Raw genomic sequence first — 18,336 nt, 5'->3', positions numbered from 1 at the left:
ATCGTTACCGAAGCGGACTACCCTGGACGGATGTTTCCCTCAGTGCACGCCGAAGAGCCCGAAGACCCCGGTCTCCGGGCGCCCGCGGCGAGCCCGCGCCCGGAGCCGGACGCCAAGTCCGTGAACTGGCGCGATCTGCCCGAGCCGGTGCGCGGCCGGCTCGCCGAGCTGGCCGCCGAGGCACTGGGGAAGATCCCGCGCATCGACATCCCGCAGCAGCTGCGGCCGGTCGCGAAGTTCGCGCCGGCGAAGCGGGCCAAGCTGGGTGGTGCGGCGCTCCTCACAACGCTGGAGGACTCGACCGCGTTCCGCACCGCCGTCCTGGAGTGGGTGCGCGAGTACCGGCCGGACGCGCTCGACCCGAACGACCCCGATCCGGTGGCCGCCGCGGTGGCGGCCGTCCTGCTGGGCGAGGCCAGCGCGGCGACACGGGTGCGGCTGGTGGTCAAGAACGCGGCGGAGACGGCGCTGCGGGCCGAGCGCGACGCCGCGGTGGCGCGCAGCCAGCGGCTGGAGGCCGAACTGGCGCGGGTGCGCGAGGAGCTGACGCAGGCGCTGGAGGCCGTCGAGGGCGCCCGCCAGGAGCGTGAGGAGGAGCTGACCAAGCTCCGCAACCGGCTGCGGGAGCAGGGCACCCAGCTGCGGCAGGCCAAGGACGCCGCTGAAGAGGCGCGTGAGCTGCTCGCGCAGGCCGACGTGCGGCGGGAGCAGGAGGTCGCCGCGGTGACCGCTCAGCTGGAGCGTGAGCGCCAGCGGGCGGCCGCCGAGCGGGCCAGGGCCGAGCGGGCCGCGGCGGACGCGGAGATCGCGCGCCAGTCCGCGAAGGAGGCCCGGGAGGCCGACGAGGTGCGGTTGTCGCTGCTCGTGGACACGCTGCAGGGCGCCGTGTCCGGGTTGCGCCGGGAGTTGTCGCTGGACAGCAGCTCGCGGCGGCCGGCGGACACCGTGCTGGGCGCGTCGTCGGGGACCGGGGCCGGGCGGCAGGTGCGGGATCCCGCGGTGCTGGACCGTCTGCTCGCGCTGCCGAGCGTCCACCTGATCGTCGACGGCTACAACGTGACCAAGACCGGTTATCCGGAGCTGGCGCTGGCTGATCAGCGCAACCGGCTGGTCCAGCAGCTCGGGGCGCTGGCGGCGCGGACCGGCGCGGAGATCACGGTGGTGTTCGACGGCGCCGAGGTGATGTCGGTGCCGACCGTGAGCGCCCGCGGGGTGCGCGTGCTGTTCTCCGACCCCGGCGTGATCGCGGACGACGTGATCCGGTCGCTGGTGGCGGCCGAGCCCCAGGGGCGGCCGCTGGTGGTGGCCTCGACGGACCGAGCGGTGGCCGACTCGGTGCGGCGATCGGGGGCGCACCCGGTGGCTTCGGCGGTGTTGCTGGCGCGTCTGGGGCGGGTCTGAGGATTTTTTCCGGCGGTGTTTCCGCTGGTCAGCGGTTTGTTCGTGCACCGTTGGTCCATTCGTTCGATACGCGTGCCCGAAATTGTCGGTGGTCACTCGTACCGTGCACCTCAGTAGGAACGAGGAGGCACGCCATGAACGACAACACCGTGATCATCGAGTGCAACCGGTGCACGCTGCGGGGCCGCGCCTGCGGTGACTGCGTGCTGAGCGCCGTGGTCGACGCGCCGCCGGTGGTCGAACTCGATCTCGAGGAGCTGGCCGCGGTCGAGCTGCTGGCGGATGCCGGGCTGGTCCCCCCACCGCGAGCGATCACCCGGGGGCGCCGCCCGCACGTGCGGCTGCCCGAGCGCCGGGCTGGGTGACGTGGTCGCCTGAGCGCCGGGAGGAGTTGGGACGCGGTGAGCCCGCCGGGCGGTTGCCGGGAGGTGTTGGGACGCGGTGAGCCCGCCGGGCGGTTGCCGGGAGGTGTTGGGACGCGGTGAGCCCGCCGGGCGGTTGCGGCTGCGGTGCCGGGTTGACCGGCCGCTGCCGGGCGGAGGTGCCGCTCGGATCCGGCGGCTCTCTCACTGCCTCGAGGCTCGTCGGTGATGGGGCCGTCGCATCGGAACGCTCGCCGGGCGCGCGGTCCCGATCATTGGCGCGGGGCCGGCAGACCGAAGCAACACGCCCAAGGAGACAAACGGTCGCTTCGCGCGGCAAACGGTCAGTAGTTGTGACCTGGCAAACTGTTGCGCTGGTCACACCCACAGGGGAACTGCTGGTCCGAACGGGATCGGAGGTGGTTACGCAAAGTTTTTACCTGGTGCCTGGTGGACGCGACGGCGGTCGTTTCGTAACCTAGCCGAGATCTCGCGCCCGGCAGCCGTCGCGCCCGTGGCGGCGACGCGAGATTGTCGCCGGAGCAGCTTGTCGGGGAGCTGTGCCGGACCCACGCATGAACCCAGATGCGCTACCCCCTGCGTCTGGACATGCCGGGTAACCGCTGTAGACCGGTTCGGGTGCTTGTGTCCGCCCGCGCCGGTCCGTGTGGAGGGTCCCCCGACCTCCTCGCGGCGGCCGGCGGCGACATGAGTGCAAAGGAGACACGCGCGGCGTGCAGTCGCAACCCATCAAGCGCGTGGTCGCAGGAGCCCTCGCCGCCGCCGCGGTACTCGCGGTCGGCGGTTTCCCCACGGCCCCGGCCGGCGCGGTCCCCCTCCCCGCCCCCCAGCAGCCCGCCAACGCAGCGGACGCGCTGGCGCAGTACCGGCAGCTCGCCGCTCAGGCCGAGCAGCTGAACGAGGAAGCCATGCAGGCGCAGGCCGACCTCGACGCCAAACAGGCCGACCTGGACCGGGCCAACGCCGACCTCGCCGCGGCCAACGCGGCCGGGCAGCAGGCGCTGGCCGCGAAGGAGCAGTACCAGGGCGTGGTCGACCAGTTCGCCGACGCCTCGTTCGTCGGTGGCGTGCAGTTCAACAAGCTGTCCGCGTTGCTGAACGGCACCTCGGCGCAGGACTTCCTGGAGCGCTCCTCCGCCCTGGAGGTGCTCGCCGACGAGAAGAACAAGGCGCTCGCCGACTACAACGCGGCGGTCCAGGCGGCGGCCGGCGCCCAGGCGGCGGCAGCCGACGCCCAGGCACGTTCGCAGGCCGCCAAGGATGCGGCCGCGACGTTGCTGAACGACCTGCACGCGCGGCAGGCCGCCCTGCAGGCCCAGCTCGACCAGCTGGACCAGGTGCGTCAGCGGCTCACCGCGTCCGAGCGGGCCGCGCAGAAGGACACCGGCGGCAACGCGCCGAACGTGCCGGCCCCGACGGCGGCCGCCCAGACGGCGATCGACGTCGCGCTGAGCAAGCTCGGCAGCCCGTACGGCTGGGGCGACACCGGTCCCAGCTCGTTCGACTGTTCGGGCCTGACCCTGTACGCCTACGGCAAGGCCGGCATCACCCTGCCGCGCACGAGCCAGTCGCAGGCCACGGCCGGGGTCGCGGTCTCGCGGGCCCAGCTGCAGCCCGGCGACCTGGTGTTCTTCGGTTCGCCGATCCACCACGTGGGCATCTACCTGGGCGACGGCAAGATGGTGCACGCCCCCGAGACCGGGGACGTCGTCAAGATCTCGCCGCTGCAGAACAACTACGTCTCGGCCCGGCGCGTCGCGCTGAGCTGAGTTCACCGCACGACGAGGGGCGGCACCGGCCATCGCCGGTGCCGCCCCTCGGTCTTCCCGGGGGGCACCGACAGGGCCGCGAACCCGGTCGTCCGCCCTAGTAGTCTCCAGCCCGTGCTTCGGACCCTGCTGGTGACCAACGACTTCCCGCCGCGGCCCGGGGGGATCCAGAACTACCTGAACTCCTTCGCGCGCCTGCTGCCGCCGGACCAGCTCGTCGTCTACGCACCCTCCTGGGACAAGCCCTCCGGCTCGCACCCCGAGTTCGACGCCGCCGCGCCGTTCGAGGTGGTCCGGCACCCCACCTCGCTCATGCTGCCCACCCCGGACGTGCTGCGCCGCGCCAAGGACATCCTGCGCGCGCACGACTGCCAGGCCGTCTGGTTCGGCGCCGCCGCGCCGCTGGCGCTGCTCGCCCAGCCGCTGCGGGCCGCGGGCGCGGACTGGGTGGTCGCGAGCACCCACGGGCACGAGGTCGGCTGGTCGATGCTGCCGCTGGCCCGCCAGGCGCTGCGCCGCATCGGCGACACCACCGACGTGATCACCTACGTCAGCAAGTACACCCGCGGCCGGTTCGCGTCGGCGTTCGGCCCGTCCGCCGGGCTCGAACTGCTGCCGCCCGGCGTCGACCCGGACGTGTTCAAACCGGACGACGCCGCCCGCGCCGAGATCCGCGCCCGGCACGGCCTCGGCGACCGGCCGACCGTGGTGTGCGTGTCCCGGCTCGTGCCGCGCAAGGGCCAGGACATGCTCATCCACGCCCTGCCCGAACTGCGCCGCCGGGTCCCGGACGTCGCGCTCCTGCTGGTCGGCGGTGGTCCGTACCGCAAGTCGCTGGAACGGCTCGCGGACGAGCGGGGCGTCGCCGCCGACGTCGTCTTCACCGGCTCGGTGCCGTGGCCGGAGCTGCCCGCGCACTACGCCGCCGGGGACGTCTTCGCGATGCCCGCGCGCACCCGCGGCAAGGGGCTGGACGTGGAGGGCCTCGGCATCGTGTACCTGGAGGCCTCGGCGACGGGTCTGCCGGTCGTCGCGGGCAACTCGGGTGGCGCGCCGGAGACGGTCCTCGACGAGGTGACCGGCCACGTCGTCAACGGCCGCGACGTCCACCAGCTGGTCGAGACCCTCACCCCGCTGCTCACCGACCCGTCCCGTGCGCGCAAGATGGGCGCCGCCGGCCGGACCTGGGTCACCGAGCAGTGGCGGTGGGACCTGCTGGGCGCCCGGCTGCGGACGTTCCTCAGCGGCGATCCGGTCACCACGACCTGACCCGCACGCGGTGCGGGGGTTGCCCCGGCGTGGTGGTTCGGCCGCGCCACGCCGAGCGTCGCGCGGCCGGCTGCGCTGCGGGTCGCCCCCGGCGAGCCTCACGGGGCGGCACTCGTCGCGGCGGGGCCGCCACCCGGCGAGCGTCGGGCGGTCGGTTGAGTTGGTGCCGGTCGCCGCCACGACCCGCGCGCGTCGCGCTGCGGGTCGCCATCCGGTGAGCCTCACGTGGCCGGTCGACCCCCGCACAGGGTCACCACCCGGCGGCCATCACACGGCCCGCTCCAGTATCGCCGGGTGCCGGGGGTCGTCGGCGCGTACTACGACGTCCGCGATCTCCGCGGGCCGCACCTCCTCCTCGTACCGCTCGAAGGCCGGCAGCGCCCACTGCTCGTCCTCGGGCAGGCGGCGCCGCAATGCGCCCGCGGACAGTTGCAGGTGCACCGTCAGCTCGAGCGGCAGGCCACGTCCGAGCAGCATCTCGCCGTCCACCACCAGCACACCCGGCGATGGCAGCGGCACCCGCTCCCGGCGCGTCGCCCGGTCGCGCGCCGCGTCCCACAGCGCGGGCAGCACCAAGCCGCTTCCGTTGCGCCCCAACGGGTCCAGCACCTCGCGCCGCAACGCGCCCTCGTCCAACCAGGACCAGTAGCGCGAGTCCGGGTTCTCCTTGCCGTATTCGAACCGCAGCGACGCCGGGCGCAGAAAATCCACAGTGGACACCCGCAGCACCGCGCGGCCGCCCACCCGCAGCGGGTCGACCAGCGCGTCGGCGAGCGCCGCGGTGCCGGCCGGGCCGTTCACGGCGACGCGCACCCACGGCGTGTCCAGCGAGAGCACGCGCTCGGCCAGTTCCCCGGCGAGCCGGTCGAAGGTGATGGGCCGGTACCGCACGATCTCCCATCGTGCCGCATGAACGTCCCGGAACTGTCGGTGCCTCCTGCCATCATGAGCCCATGACCAAGGAAGTGGGCCGGACCGCCGACGCGGGCTGGCAGATCGGCGTCTCGCGGACGCTGTCGCACCCGGCCACCACCGTGTGGGAGTTCCTCACCAGCGAGGCGGGTGCGGCGGTCTGGCTCGGCGCCGCTGTGCCCGGGGGAAAGGGGGAGCGCTACGAAACCGCGGACGGCACGGTGGGCGAGGTCCGCAGCCTCCGCGAGCTCGACCGCATCCGCCTGACCTGGCGGCCGAAGGACTGGGACCACGACTCGACGGTGCAGGTGACGGTGTCCCCGTCGAGCGACGGGACCGTGGTCCGCTTCCACCAGGAGTGGCTGGCCGGCCCCGAGGAGCGCGCCCGGCAGCGGGAGCACTGGAAGGGGGTGGTGGACCGGGTCGCCGACGCGCTCACCAACCGGTGAGGCGGGCACCATTCGCGCCCGCGGTCCGTTGACGCCTTGCCGGAGCACGAACGTCACTGGGAGGACCACGAATGCGCGTGGTGGACGAACCGATCAGGCTCGACGACGACATCATCCAGGATCCGCACGCCCTCTACCGCGCGTTGCGCGAGGAGGGGCCGGTGCGGCCGGCGATCATGCCCCGTGGCCTGAGGGTCTGGCTGGTCTCGGGGTACGCCGAGGCCAAGGCGCTGCTCGCGGACCCGCGGCTGAGCAAGGACGCGGAGCGGGCGCAGGAGCTGTTCGAGGCCCGCCTGACCGCGACCGGCGGGACGGGCAGCGACGACCCGTCCGGCGCCCTGCTGCGTCACCACATGCTCAACACCGACCCGCCGGACCACACCCGGCTGCGCAAGCTGGTCAACAAGGCCTTCACCGCCCGCACGGTCGCCCGGCTGCGGCCGCGCATCGAGCAGATCACCGACGAGCTGCTGGACGCCATGGCCGCGCGAGGCCGCGCCGACCTGCTCGACGCGTTCGCCTACCCGCTGCCGATCACGGTGATCTGCGAGCTGCTCGGCATCCCCGAAGCGGAGCGCGGCGAGTTCCGCGAGTGGTCGAACACGCTGCTCAACTCCGGCCCGGAGGCGAACTTCCACGACGCGGCCCGGTCGATGGCCGGCTACCTCACCGCGCTGGTCGACGCCAAGCGCGCGGCCCCGACCCAGGACCTGCTGTCCGACCTGGTGCACGTGTCGGACGAGGGCGACCAGCTCTCGCCCGAGGAGCTGGTGGCGATGGCGTTCCTGCTGCTCGTCGCCGGACACGAGACCACGGTCAACCTGATCGGCAACAGCGTTCTGGCGCTGCTGCGGCACCCGGACCAGCTCGCCGCCCTGCGCGCGGACCCGTCGTTGCTGCCCGGCGCGATCGAGGAGTTCCTGCGCTTCGAGGGGCCGATCAACATCGCGACCCTGCGCTTCACGGCCGAGCCGGTGCCGGTGGGCGACGTCGAGATCCCGGCCGGCGAGTTCGTGATGATCTCGCTGGTGGGCGCCAACCGCGACGGCGAGCGGTTCCCCGACCCGGACCGTCTGGACCTGACCCGCCCGGCGGGCGGTCACCTGGCGTTCGGCCACGGCATCCACTACTGCGTCGGCGCGCCGCTGGCCCGGCTCGAGGCGGAGGTCGCGCTGGGCCGCCTGCTCGACCGCTTCCCCGCGATCGAGCTCGACGGCGAGCCGGGCGAGCTGCGCTGGCGGGAGAGCACGCTCGTGCACGGCCTGGACCGCCTCCCGGTCGTGCTCGGCTGAGCGGTCAGTGGTCGTGGCGGTGGCGGTGGACCACCACCGCCATGGCCAAGCCCATCAGGCCGTGGCCGATCCCCATCAGCGCGCCGCCGGAGATCGCGCCGGCCCAATACGGCACGAGCAGCACCGCGAACGGCACGTACATCCACACGGTCATCTCGGCGATCGAGCCCCAGCCGTGCCGGCGGACCCGCATCCACGCGGCCATCGGCAGGGCCATCTCGGTCGCCATGATCATCGCGCGCCAGTCGGTCCGGTCCAGCACCGCGGACCAGCCGGCCGCGTCGAAGCCCAGCCGGACGAGCGGTCCGAGGACGGCCATGCCCAGACCCATGGCGATCCACATCTCGACGTAGTGCCGCACGGCCCGGCGGGTGGCCGGTGAGCGCAGCGACAGCGTGGTCATCGTCATCGCCTCCAGAAACGGATAGCTATACTATCTGAAATGGGAAGTTACTCTACCCATGCGGGGTATGTCCAGAGGAGGATCGCCGGATGCGGATGGCGGAGCTGAGCCGGGAGTCGGGGGTCCCGGTCGCGACGATCAAGTACTACCAGCGCGAGGGTCTGCTCCCGCCCGGCGAGCTGACCAGCCCGAACCAGGCCCGCTACGGTGCGGCGCACGTGCGGCGGCTCAAGCTGGTGCGCGCCCTGCTGGAGATCGGCGGCCTGTCGATCGCCGCGGTGGGGGAGGTGCTGTCCGCGATCGACGACTCCGCCACGTCGACGCACGACATCCTCGGCCTGGCCCAGCACGGTCTGCCGATGGCGAAGATCGAGGTGACGGACGAGGATCGCGTGTGGGCGATGGGCCGCATCGAGGAGATGGCGCGGCGGCGGGGCTGGGACGTCCATCCCGGGTCGCCGGTGGTCGAGTCGTTGCTCGGCGTGCTGTGCGCGCTGCGCCAGGTGGGCCACGAGTGGGTGCTGGACGCGCTGGACCGCTACGCCGAAGCGGCGGACTCGGTCGCCGAAGCGGACGTGACGGCGGTGGCCCGGCTCGGCGCGACCGAGGCGGTCGTCGAGGGCGCGGTGGTGGGCACCGTCCTGGGTGACGCCTTGTTCGCGGCGCTGCGGCGGATGGCCCACGCCCAGGTCTCGCGGCGGCAGTTCACGGAGTAGGCGCCTCGGCGTCCGGGCCGGGCCCCGGCCAGGCGACCCCGGACGGGGGTGGCGTTCACCGCCGGTCACCTCACGCCGGCGGCGAACACGCGCCCGGCGTCGAGGGCCGGATACCTGCCGCCGTGAATAATTCACCCAATTCAGCGTGAGCGGCACCACTGTGGCTCCTGATGATCACCGCTCGTCACTTTCATGGCGACGATCGGTCCCTCCGGTGACCTGGGTCACGCACACTGATGGCCGGTCGCCACTACGCCGTCACTCATCAGTCATGACCCTTTGTGAACAAAACGTGAGAACTTCTTTGCATACCGGACATCTCGGACGGTTTTCGGTATCTCTGGTGCTACGGACCGTCACTGCGGCCGGTCTGTCTCGGTACATCCCCAAGTTCGGATCCTTCCGCACCGGAGGCGTGAATGATTGACAACTCTGCCCGGGAGCGTGAGCACGCTCCGCCCCGCTCGTGGCGGTCCGCGCTGGACAACCTCCGCCACGACGTACCTGCCTCGCTGGTCGTCTTCCTCGTCGCGATCCCGCTGTCACTGGGCATCGCGCTGGCCTCCGGTGCGCCGATCGTCGCCGGCCTGATCGCCGCGATCGTCGGCGGCGTCGTGGCCGGCGCGCTCGGCGGGGCGCCGCTGCAGGTCAGCGGTCCCGCGGCCGGGCTCACCGTGATCGTGGCGGAGACCATCAACGAGTTCGGCTGGGCCGCCACCTGCGCCATCACCGTGCTGGCCGGCGCACTGCAGATCCTGCTCGGGCTGAGCCGGATCGCGCGTGCCGCGCTGGCCCTGTCCCCGGCGATCGTGCACGGCATGCTCGCCGGCATCGGCGTCACCATCGTGCTGTCGCAGCTCCCGATCGTCTTCGGCGGCAGCGCGCAGAGCTCGCCGGTGGACAACCTCCTGCGGCTGCCGGCGCTGGTCCTCGACCCGCACGGAGCCGCCACTGCGATCGGGCTGGTCACCCTCGGCATCGTGCTCGGGTGGGGCAAGCTGCCCGCGGCGGTCCGCAAGGTCCCCGGCCCGCTGGCCGCGATCCTGATCGCCACCGTGCTGTCACTGGTCGCCGGCCTGGACCTGTCCCGTGTGGACGTTCCGGACAACGTGCTCGACCTCGGTTTCGTGCCGGAGTTCCCCGACGGCGGGTGGTTCGACTTCGGCGTCGCCGTCGTGACCATCGCGCTGGTCACGAGCGTCGCGACCCTGCTCTCCGCGGTGGCGGTGGACAAGATGCACACCGGCCCGCGGGCGAACCTCAATCGTGAGCTGGTCGGCCAGGGCGCGGCCAACATGGTGTCCGGCACGTTCGGCGGCCTGCCGGTGGCCGGCGTGATCGTGCGCAGCTCGACCAACGTGCAGAGCGGTGCCCGCACGCGGATGTCCGCGATCCTGCACGGCCTGTGGATCCTGCTGTTCGTCGCCGTGCTCGCCGGCGTGCTGCGCAACATCCCGCTGGCCGCGCTCGCCGCGCTGCTGGTCCACGTCGGCGCCAAACTCGTCAACCCGGCCCAGATCCGGGAGCTCCGGCGGCACGGCGACCTGCCGGTCTACCTGATCACCCTGGTCGGCGTCGTGACCATCGACCTGCTCGCCGGTGTGCTGATCGGTATCGCCGTGGCGGCGCTGATCATGCTCCGCCGCCTGCTGTGGTCCGGCATCCACGCCGAACGCGACGGCGACCGGTGGCGCGTCGTCGTCGAGGGGGCGTTGTCCGCGCTCTCGATTCCCCGCCTGACCTCCGTGCTGGGCGCCATCCCGCGCGGCGCGACGGTGACCCTCGAACTCGTCGTGGACTACCTCGACCACGCCGCGTTCGACACGCTGTCGGACTGGCAGCGCTCCCACGAGGAGGCCGGTGGTCAGGTGATCGTCGACGAGATCGGGCACCCCTGGTTCGAACGCGGCAAGGCCGGTGAGCCGACCGTGCACAAGGCCAAGGCCCAGCGGATCGCGCCGCGCTGGTTCGCGCCCTGGTCGGAGTGGCAGCGCGCGCAACAGGAGGAGCCGGTCGAGGTGCCGCGGCAGCGGCAGCCCCGGGAGAGCTCGATGCGGCGCGGGATGCTCGAGTTCGAGCGGCGCACGTCGCAGCTGGTCCGCCCGATCCTGGGCAAGCTGGCCGACAGCCAGAACCCGGAAACGCTGTTCATCACCTGCGGCGACGCGCGGATCGTGCCGAACCTGATCACCAGCAGCGGGCCGGGCGACCTGTTCACCGTGCGCAACATCGGCAACCTGGTGCCCGACCACGCCACGTGCGCGCAGGGGGCGGACGCGTCCATCGGCGCCGCCGTCGAGTACGCGGTCGGGGTGCTCAAGGTGCGCGAGATCGTGGTGTGCGGGCACTCGTCGTGCGGGGCGATGAAGGCCCTGCTGGGCGGGGCGCCGGACGGCGCGCCCGCGTTGACGTCCTGGCTCAAGCACGCCGAGCCGAGCGTGGAGCGGGCCAAGACGCACGCGCCGATCCGCGTCGGCGACTCCCTGCCCGCGTCCGAGGCCGACCAGCTGGCGCTGCACAACGTCCTGCAGCAGCTGGACCGGCTGCGGGAGTACCCGGTGATCGCGGCCGCGGAAGCCCGCGGCGAGGTCGACCTGGTGGGCATGTACTTCGAGGTCGGCGCGGCGAAGGTGCACCTGTACGACGCGACGGCCGGTGCGTTCGTCTCGGCCGACAGCGTGGTGACCGGAAGCGAGGAGCGCAACCGGATGGTCACCGGGTAGCCACCCACCGGACAGCCGGTCGGCCGGCGCCGGTATTAATCTCGGATCCCGTGAGCGTGCTGGTGGTGACCGGGACCGGAACCGGCGTCGGCAAGACCGCGGTGACCGCGGCCCTCGCCGCGCTCGCGCGTGCCGAGGGCCGCCGGGTGGCCGTGCTGAAACCCGCGCAGACCGGGGTCGGCCCGGGGGAGCCGGGCGACGTCGACGAGGTGACCCGCCTCGCCGGGGACGTCACGACCCGCGAACTGCGCCGGTATCCCGACCCGCTCGCCCCCGAGGTGGCGGCGCGGCGGAGCGGGATCGCGCCGGTCGGGCCCGCGGAGGCCGCGCGGGCGGCGGGCGAGCTGGCCGAGACGCACGACCTGGTGCTGGTCGAGGGCGCCGGGGGACTGCTGGTCCGCTTCGACGCCGAGGGCGCCACCCTGGCCGATGTCGCCTGGTCGTTGTCCGCCCCGCTGCTGGTGGTCGCCGAGGCCGGGCTCGGCACGCTGAACGCGACGGCCCTGACCGCGGAGGTCGCGACCGCGCGGGGGCTCAACGTGCTCGGCGTCGTCGTCGGGGCCTGGCCCGCGGAGCCGGATCTGGCCGCCCTGTGCAACGTCTCGGACCTGCCGGTGGCCGCCGGGGCGCCGCTGCTGGGCGCCCTCCCCGAGGGCGCGGGTGGACTGGACCGCGACGCCTTCCTGGAGGCCGCCCGGGCCGGGCTGTCGCCCTGGTTCGGCGGCGATTTCGACGCCGAGCGGTTCGAGAAGGGCCTGTCCACTTGAGACGTCGCGCCGCGATCCGGCGACGCGCCCGACACGGTGCGTACACGAGCGGGCAGACCGGCTAATCTCGTCCCGGCGGATCACGCGGGAACGGAAGGGGTGCGGTGGCCGACTCGTCGCCGGTGCAGGCCAGGCCGGGAGCCCCCGGCCCGGAGCTGTCCGCTGTGCTGTTCACCCGACGGCCGCCGCGGCCGCGGGTGGTCGTGAAGGCCGACCTGCTGCCCGCGGTCAGCCTGCTGTCGCTGATCGGCGTGCTCGGCATCCCGCTGGGGTGGGTCTGGTCGCTGCTCGCGCCACCCGAGCGGGTGCGCGTGTTCGACGGCGGCCAGCTGATCCCGCTGCAACTGGAGAGCTGGCACCGCTTCGACGACCTCGCGATCTACACGCTGCTCGGCCTGGGCGCCGGCGTGGTCACCGGGGTCGCCGTGTGGATGCTGCGGGAGCGGCGCGGGCCGGTGATCATGATCGCCGCGGTGCTCGGCGGCCTGCTCGCCGCCTGGCTCGGCGTCCAGATGGGTGTGGCCTTCGCCAACAGCGCCTACGCGGTCACCACCACGCCGAACGTCGGCGAGGTGATCGAGCGCGCTCCGCGTGTGGAGTCGATGTGGGTCCTGGTGGCCCAGCCACTGGGCACCGCGCTGGCCTACGGCCTGCTCGCGGGCTGGAACGGCCGCGACGACCTGGGCCGCAGGCTGGGCTGAGAAAACGCGAACGGCCGGGTTCCCCAGTACGGGAAACCCGGCCGTCTGCGTGTCTCAGGCCGCCTCGGCGCGACGGCGCGAGCGGATCAGGCTCCGCCGCTCGCCCTCGGTCGTGCCGCCGAAGATGCCGTTGTCGAGACCGGAGTCCAGTGCGTAGGCCAAGCATTCGGCGCGCACCGGACAGCTCGCGCACACCGCCTTGGCCCGTGCGACCTGCCGGGCGCCCGGGCCCATTTCGGACACGGGGAAGAACAGCTCAGGGTCCTCGTCCCGGCAGGCGGCACTCGTACGCCAGTCGATCACGTCGCGGCTCATGGCGTGCCGCCTCCTTTCCTGCGTTTCGTTTCAGCTGGGCGCTCCAGGCACCAGCAAGGGCGATGAGCACGCGAAAGGGCCCATCTGGTTCTTGCCGCGGTATCTGGGGTTGCCACGCCGGGCTCGGATCAATCACCTTGATCCGGCGGGCTGGTGGCAAGGGCTGTTGCCAGCGCCGAAGGTCCAACGGTACCAGGAAGATCCATGTTCCCGGCCACCTGCGAAAACGTTGTGGCCAGCGTCTCAGTTCAGGCTGGCGGGCAGGCCCAGCTGGATCAGTTCGGGCGGGGGCGCCGGCACCGCGCGCAGCTTCGTCAGGAATCCGGCCTCGCGGCGCAGCATGCGGCTGACCATCCGCAGCCGGCGCAGCGGCTGGGTCTCCTCGAGCAGCTGCTGCCGGTCGGCCAGCGGCAGCAGGCAGTCGGCGGCGAGCAGGTAGGACAGCGGGCCCGGCCCGACCTCCGGTTCCGGCGTCGCCCACGAGTCGCGGTGCCAGGCCGCGTCGCAGTAGACGGCGTGCGCGGACAGCGCCGCGTCCCGCAGGCCCTCCACCGCTCGCCCGGCCGTCGGCGGCACCGGCGCGTCGTCGACCCATTCGATGGTCCCGACCAGGTAGGGCGCGCGGCTGGTGTCGATGTCCAGGACGCGGAAGCGGCGCTCGCCGCGCGTGATGATGTCGAACCGGCCGTCGGGCAGCCGTTCGCTGTCCCCGAGCAGCGCCGCGCAGCCGATCGGGTGGACGTGGTCGAGGTCCTCCACCTCACGCACGGCGGAGGTCCGGATGGCGACGATCCCGAACCGGCGGTCCGGCACCGTGCCGGTGAGCAGGTCGACCGCGAGCTGCCGGTACCGCGGCTCGAACAGGTGCAGGGGTAGGGTCGCGCCCGGCAGGAGGACGGTTTGCAGCGGGAACAGGGGGATGGTCCGTGTCGCACTGTCCTGCCGCTCCGCATCCACGGCTACACGGTACGTCGATCCGGTGGTTCTCGCTCAACGTCGTTTGGGCGGCGGACGGAACACCGCGAAGGGGTCCGTCACCTGGATGCCCTTCCCCGGGAAGGAGAACAACGCGGCCGGCCGCCCCCCGCTGCGGCCCGGCGGCGCGGTGTGCCCGGTGGGGGAGAGCAGGCCGCGCCGGGACAGCACCCGCTGCAGGTTGGTGGCGTCGACCTTGTAACCCAGCGCCGCCGAATACAGCTCGCGCAGGGCCGAGATGGTGAACTCGCGCGGGGCGAGCGCGAAGCCGACGTTGGTGTAGGACAGCTTGGAGCGCAGCCGGTCGCGGGCGCGCAGCACGATGTCGCGGTGGTCGAAGGCGGTGCGCGGCAGGTCGTCCACCGGGTGCCAGCGGGTGTCCTCCGGGACCTCGGGGTCGACGTCGGAGGGGACCAGGCCGAGGAACGCCGTGGCGACCACGCGCGGGCCGGGCACCCGGTCCGGGGCGCTGAACACGGCGAGCTGCTCGACGTGGCTCAGCTGCCGGATGTCCACCTTCTCCGCGAGCTGGCGGCGGATCGAGGTCTCCACGTCCTCGTCCGGCCGCAGCCGCCCGCCGGGCAGTGACCAGCGCCCCACGTGCGGATCCAGCGCCCGGCGCCAGAGCAACACCTGCAGTGTGGCGTAACGCACCTGCAATACCGCCGCCAAAACCTCGTGTGCCAGGGGGGCGCTGCTGTTAATATGACTTCGCACGGTTTTCGATTGTAAGGCGAAAACCAGCGACTGGTCCAGGAGGGCCGATGACTGCAGCGACTGTGGACCTGACCCCGTACGGTGGCGTGGAGCCGGACGAGGCGTGGGCGGAAGAGGTGCGCAAGCTGGCGCGGGAGCGGGATGCCGTGCTGCTGGCGCACAACTACCAGGCTCCGGCGATCCAGGACATCGCCGACCACACCGGGGACTCCCTCGCGCTGTCCCGGATCGCCGCCGCGAGCGACGCGTCGACCATCGTGTTCTGCGGCGTGCACTTCATGGCCGAGACCGCGAAGATCCTCTCGCCGGAGAAGACGGTGCTGATCCCGGACGCGCGCGCCGGCTGCTCGCTCGCCGACTCCATCACCGGCGCCCAGCTGCGCGAGTGGAAGGCGCAGCACCCCGGCGCGGTCGTGGTGTCCTATGTGAACACCACCGCGGAGGTCAAGGCGGAGACGGACATCTGTTGCACGTCGTCCAACGCGGTCGACGTGGTGGCCTCGATCCCGGCCGACCGCGAGGTCCTGTTCTGCCCGGACCAGTTCCTTGGCGCGCACGTCAAGCGCAAGACCGGACGCGAGAACATGCACATCTGGGCGGGCGAGTGCCACGTGCACGCCGGGATCAACGGTCCCGAGCTGGCCGAGCGCGCCGCCGCGAACCCGGACGCGGACCTGTTCATCCACCCCGAGTGCGGCTGCGCCACCTCGGCGCTGTACCTGGCCGGCGAGGGCGCGGTGCCCGCGGACAAGGTGAAGATCCTGTCCACTGGGGACATGGTGCACGAAGCCCGTGCCACGAAGGCGAAGTCGGTGCTGGTGGCCACCGAGATCGGCATGCTGCACCAGCTGCGCAAGGCCGCGCCGGGCATCGACTTCCGCGCGGTGAACGACCGCGCGTCGTGCGCGTACATGAAGATGATCACCCCGGCCGCCCTGCTGCGCGCGTTGCGCGAGGGCGCCGACGAGGTGCACGTCGACCCCGAGACCGCCGCCCGGGCGCGCGCCTCGGTGCAGCGGATGATCGAGATCGGGCAGCCCGGCGGCGGCGAATGACCGGCCCGGTTATCGACGATCAGACGAAAACCACGTGCTGGGAGGCGCGGGCCGATCTGGTCGTGCTCGGCACCGGCGTGGCCGGGCTGACCGCGGCGATCCGCGCGCAGGAGCTCGGCCTGCGGGTGCTGGTGGTGACCAAGGCGGCGGTCGAGGACGGCAACACGCGCTGGGCCCAGGGCGGCGTCGCCGTGGTGCTGGAGGACCAGCACGACGAGGGTGACTCCGTCGCGCGGCACACCGAGGACACGCTGATCGCCGGCGCCGGGCTCTGCGACGCCGACGCGGTCGCGGCGATCCTCGCCGACGGCCCGCGCGCGGTGTCCTGGCTGCGGTCGGTGGGCGCGCGGTTCGACCCGGGCGCGTCCGGGCTGCTCGCCCGCGCCCGGGAGGGCGGGCACAGCGCGTTCCGCGTCATCCACGCCGGCGGCGACGCGACCGGGGCCGAGGTCGAGCGCACGCTCGTCGCCGAAGCCACCGGCCGCCGGCTGCCCGTGCTGGAGCGGCACATCGCGGTCGACGCGTTGCGGACGCCGCGCGGGGACGTCGCCGGGGTGACAGTGCTCGACCCGGAGGGCCGGCCGGGTGTGCTGCGGGCGCCCGCGGTGCTGCTCGCCACCGGCGGGATGGGCCAGCTCTACCAGGCCACGTCGAACCCGGAGATCGCCACCGGCGACGGGGTCGCGCTCGGCCTGCGGGCCGGGGCGGCGGCGGCCGATCTGGAGTTCGTGCAGTTCCACCCGACCGTGCTGTACACGCCGGGCGCGCGCGGGCGCTGCCCGCTGGTCACCGAGGCCGTGCGCGGCGAGGGCGCGGTGCTCGTTGACGGCGCGGGCGCGTCGGTCATGCGCGGTGTGCACCCGCTGGGCGACCTGGCGCCGCGCGACGTGGTGTCCGGCGCGATCACGCGACGGCTCCTCGCGGCGCCGGGCGGGATCGACGACCACGTGTTCCTCGACGCCACCGGCGTGCCCGGGTTCGCGAAGCGGTTCCCGACGGTCTTCGCGGCGTGCCGCGCGATCGGCGTCGACCCGGTGCGTGACCCGATCCCGGTGACCCCGGCGGCGCACTTCGCGTGCGGCGGGATCGTGGCCGGAACCGACGGCCGCACCGGTGTCGCCGGGCTGTACGCGGCCGGCGAGGTCGCGCGGACCGGGCTGCACGGCGCGAACCGGCTGGCGTCCAACAGCCTGCTGGAGGGGCTGGTCACCGGCGCCGCGGCGGCCGAGGCGGTGGCCGCCGACCTGGCCGCGGGCCTGCTGGGCGACCCGAAGCAGGCGTCGGCGCCCGCGTGGGGGCGGGTGCGGATCGCCGAGCGGGACGCGTTGCAGCGTGCGATGAGCCGGTACGCGGCGATCGGGCGGGACGCCGAGGGGCTGGCCGTGGCCGGTTCCGTCCTCGATTTGTCGACTTCGGACGGTCCACTGCGGACGCACGCCGACGTCGAGAACGCGTCGCTCACCCTGGTGGCGCAGGCGTTGCTGGCCGCGGCGGCGCGGCGCACCGAGTCGCGCGGCTGCCACGTCCGCGGCGACCACCCCGAGCGGGACGACGTCACGTGGCAGCGCAGCCAGCTGATCAGGTTGAACCCCTCGGGTCAGCCGGTGCTGGCCGACCCCGTCCGCACGGAGGAAGTGGCATGACCCTGGACCTGGAGGACGCCCGCCGCGTCGTGGAGACCGCGCTGGCGGAGGACCTGCGGTACGGGCCGGACGCGACCACGGCCGCGACGGTGCCGGAGAGCGCGACCGCGACCGCGGAGATCACCCCGCGCGTGGACGGCACGCTCGCCGGGGTGCCGGTCGCGCTCGCGGTGTTCGACGCCGTGCTCGGCAGCGGTTACGAGGTGCTCGACCGGCTTGAGGACGGCAGCCGGCTGGTCGCGGGCAAGCCCGCGCTGGTCGTGCGCGGGCCGGTGCGCGGGCTGCTCACCGCCGAACGGACGGCGCTGAACCTGCTGTGCCACCTGTCCGGTGTCGCGACCGCGACGGCCGCGTGGGTGTCCGCTGTGGACGGTACCGGGTGCGCGATCCGGGACTCCCGCAAGACGTTGCCCGGCCTGCGGCTGCTGGAGAAGTACGCGGTGCGGTGCGGCGGTGGCGTGAACCACCGGATGGGCCTCGGCGACGCGGTGCTGATCAAGGACAACCACGTGGTGGCCGCCGGGTCGGTCACCGCCGCGCTGGCGGCGGCCCGGGAGCACGCGCCGGAGCTGGCGTGCGAGGTCGAGGTCGACACGCTGGAGCAGCTCGACGAGGCCCTCGCGGCGGGTGCCGACGAGGTGCTGCTGGACAACTTCACGCCCGAGCAGTGCGCGGAGGCCGTGCGCCGCAAGGACGAGCTGTCGCCGAAGACCCGGCTGGAGGCCTCCGGCGGGCTGCGGCTGGCGAACGCGCGGGCCTACGCCGAAACCGGTGTGGACTACCTGGCGGTCGGGGCGCTGACGCACTCCTCGCCGGCGCTCGACCTCGGGATGGACCTCCGCTGAC

At 73.1% G+C, this 18,336-nt stretch carries 18 protein-coding genes; 13 read left to right on the top strand and 5 right to left on the bottom strand.

The window, feature by feature from the left end:
- The first annotated feature begins 30 nt into the window (after window positions 1-30).
- From IE290_RS22600 to IE290_RS22585, 4 genes are all read left to right on the top strand, one after another.
- Complete coding sequence (locus IE290_RS22600) at window positions 31-1,401, top strand: NYN domain-containing protein (protein WP_191246675.1); 1,371 nt, start codon at window positions 31-33, stop codon at window positions 1,399-1,401.
- A 134-nt stretch (window positions 1,402-1,535) separates the two neighbouring features.
- Window positions 1,536-1,766 (top strand): hypothetical protein, encoded by a 231-nt coding sequence (locus IE290_RS22595; RefSeq protein ID WP_191246674.1) that lies wholly within the window; start codon window positions 1,536-1,538, stop codon window positions 1,764-1,766.
- A gap of 731 nt (window positions 1,767-2,497) precedes the next feature.
- Window positions 2,498-3,553 (top strand): C40 family peptidase, encoded by a 1,056-nt coding sequence (locus IE290_RS22590; RefSeq protein WP_191246673.1) that lies wholly within the window; start codon window positions 2,498-2,500, stop codon window positions 3,551-3,553.
- A 114-nt stretch (window positions 3,554-3,667) separates the two neighbouring features.
- Window positions 3,668-4,822: a glycosyltransferase family 4 protein gene (locus IE290_RS22585; RefSeq protein WP_191246672.1), complete on the top strand. Its 1,155-nt coding sequence runs from the start codon at window positions 3,668-3,670 to the stop codon at window positions 4,820-4,822.
- 267 nt (window positions 4,823-5,089) lie between these two features.
- On the opposite strand, the gene IE290_RS22580 is transcribed toward IE290_RS22585, so the two are convergent.
- Complete coding sequence (locus tag IE290_RS22580) at window positions 5,090-5,713, bottom strand: nucleoside/nucleotide kinase family protein (RefSeq protein WP_191246671.1); 624 nt, start codon at window positions 5,711-5,713, stop codon at window positions 5,090-5,092.
- Window positions 5,714-5,775: 62 nt separating this feature from the next.
- Between IE290_RS22580 and IE290_RS22575 the strand changes: the two genes are divergently transcribed.
- A complete protein-coding gene (locus tag IE290_RS22575) occupies window positions 5,776-6,183 on the top strand; it encodes an SRPBCC family protein (protein WP_191246670.1) in 408 nt (135 codons plus the stop codon).
- 71 nt (window positions 6,184-6,254) lie between these two features.
- Window positions 6,255-7,475, top strand: a complete 1,221-nt coding sequence (locus tag IE290_RS22570; protein ID WP_191246669.1) for a cytochrome P450 family protein — start codon at window positions 6,255-6,257, stop codon at window positions 7,473-7,475.
- A gap of 4 nt (window positions 7,476-7,479) precedes the next feature.
- Here IE290_RS22570 and IE290_RS22565 read toward each other — a convergent pair whose 3' ends face one another.
- Complete coding sequence (locus IE290_RS22565) at window positions 7,480-7,878, bottom strand: hypothetical protein (protein ID WP_191246668.1); 399 nt, start codon at window positions 7,876-7,878, stop codon at window positions 7,480-7,482.
- Between the two features lie 89 nt (window positions 7,879-7,967).
- Here IE290_RS22565 and IE290_RS22560 point away from each other — a divergent pair, with 89 nt between their 5' ends.
- The 4 genes from IE290_RS22560 to IE290_RS22545 all read left to right on the top strand — a co-directional run bounded on the left by IE290_RS22560 (window position 7,968) and on the right by IE290_RS22545 (window position 12,785).
- Window positions 7,968-8,594 carry a MerR family transcriptional regulator gene (locus IE290_RS22560; protein WP_191246667.1) on the top strand — a complete coding sequence of 209 codons (627 nt, stop codon included), beginning with the start codon at window positions 7,968-7,970 and terminating at the stop codon, window positions 8,592-8,594.
- Between the two features lie 419 nt (window positions 8,595-9,013).
- Window positions 9,014-11,317, top strand: a complete 2,304-nt coding sequence (locus tag IE290_RS22555; RefSeq protein ID WP_191246666.1) for a SulP family inorganic anion transporter — start codon at window positions 9,014-9,016, stop codon at window positions 11,315-11,317.
- 50 nt (window positions 11,318-11,367) lie between these two features.
- Window positions 11,368-12,084: a dethiobiotin synthase gene (gene bioD, locus IE290_RS22550; protein ID WP_191246665.1), complete on the top strand. Its 717-nt coding sequence runs from the start codon at window positions 11,368-11,370 to the stop codon at window positions 12,082-12,084.
- A 104-nt stretch (window positions 12,085-12,188) separates the two neighbouring features.
- Window positions 12,189-12,785: a DUF2567 domain-containing protein gene (locus IE290_RS22545; protein ID WP_191246664.1), complete on the top strand. Its 597-nt coding sequence runs from the start codon at window positions 12,189-12,191 to the stop codon at window positions 12,783-12,785.
- A gap of 54 nt (window positions 12,786-12,839) precedes the next feature.
- Here the strand turns inward: IE290_RS22545 and IE290_RS22540 are convergent, their stop codons facing one another.
- The 3 genes from IE290_RS22540 to IE290_RS22530 all read right to left on the bottom strand — a co-directional run bounded on the left by IE290_RS22540 (window position 12,840) and on the right by IE290_RS22530 (window position 14,729).
- Entirely contained in the window at window positions 12,840-13,100 is a 261-nt protein-coding gene (locus IE290_RS22540; RefSeq protein ID WP_308431368.1) for a WhiB family transcriptional regulator, read from the bottom strand.
- Between the two features lie 243 nt (window positions 13,101-13,343).
- Window positions 13,344-14,057 carry an LON peptidase substrate-binding domain-containing protein gene (locus IE290_RS22535; protein WP_191246663.1) on the bottom strand — a complete coding sequence of 238 codons (714 nt, stop codon included), beginning with the start codon at window positions 14,055-14,057 and terminating at the stop codon, window positions 13,344-13,346.
- A 33-nt stretch (window positions 14,058-14,090) separates the two neighbouring features.
- Window positions 14,091-14,729 (bottom strand): NUDIX hydrolase, encoded by a 639-nt coding sequence (locus tag IE290_RS22530; RefSeq protein ID WP_229874654.1) that lies wholly within the window; start codon window positions 14,727-14,729, stop codon window positions 14,091-14,093.
- Window positions 14,730-14,839: 110 nt separating this feature from the next.
- On the opposite strand from IE290_RS22530, the gene nadA reads away from it, so the two are divergent.
- The 3 genes from nadA to nadC are packed head-to-tail and all read left to right on the top strand — an operon-like array spanning window position 14,840 to window position 18,335.
- On the top strand, window positions 14,840-15,847 hold the full coding sequence (nadA, locus tag IE290_RS22525; RefSeq protein ID WP_191246661.1) for a quinolinate synthase NadA: 1,008 nt from the start codon (window positions 14,840-14,842) through the stop codon (window positions 15,845-15,847).
- Window positions 15,844-17,490 (top strand): L-aspartate oxidase, encoded by a 1,647-nt coding sequence (locus IE290_RS22520; protein WP_191246660.1) that lies wholly within the window; start codon window positions 15,844-15,846, stop codon window positions 17,488-17,490. The genes nadA and IE290_RS22520 overlap by 4 nt, the downstream gene beginning before the upstream one ends.
- The gene (nadC, locus tag IE290_RS22515; RefSeq protein WP_191246659.1) at window positions 17,487-18,335 is read left to right on the top strand and encodes a carboxylating nicotinate-nucleotide diphosphorylase; all 849 of its coding nucleotides are present in this window, start codon (window positions 17,487-17,489) and stop codon (window positions 18,333-18,335) included. Before IE290_RS22520 ends, nadC begins: the two co-directional genes overlap by 4 nt.
- Window position 18,336: the final 1 nt, after the last annotated feature.

Origin of the sequence: Amycolatopsis deserti (assembly GCF_014653945.1) — a bacterium.
GTDB lineage: Bacteria > Actinomycetota > Actinomycetes > Mycobacteriales > Pseudonocardiaceae > Amycolatopsis_E > Amycolatopsis_E deserti.
Note: the sequence above shows the minus strand (reverse complement) of the source record. Positions and strands in the feature narration are given on the sequence as shown.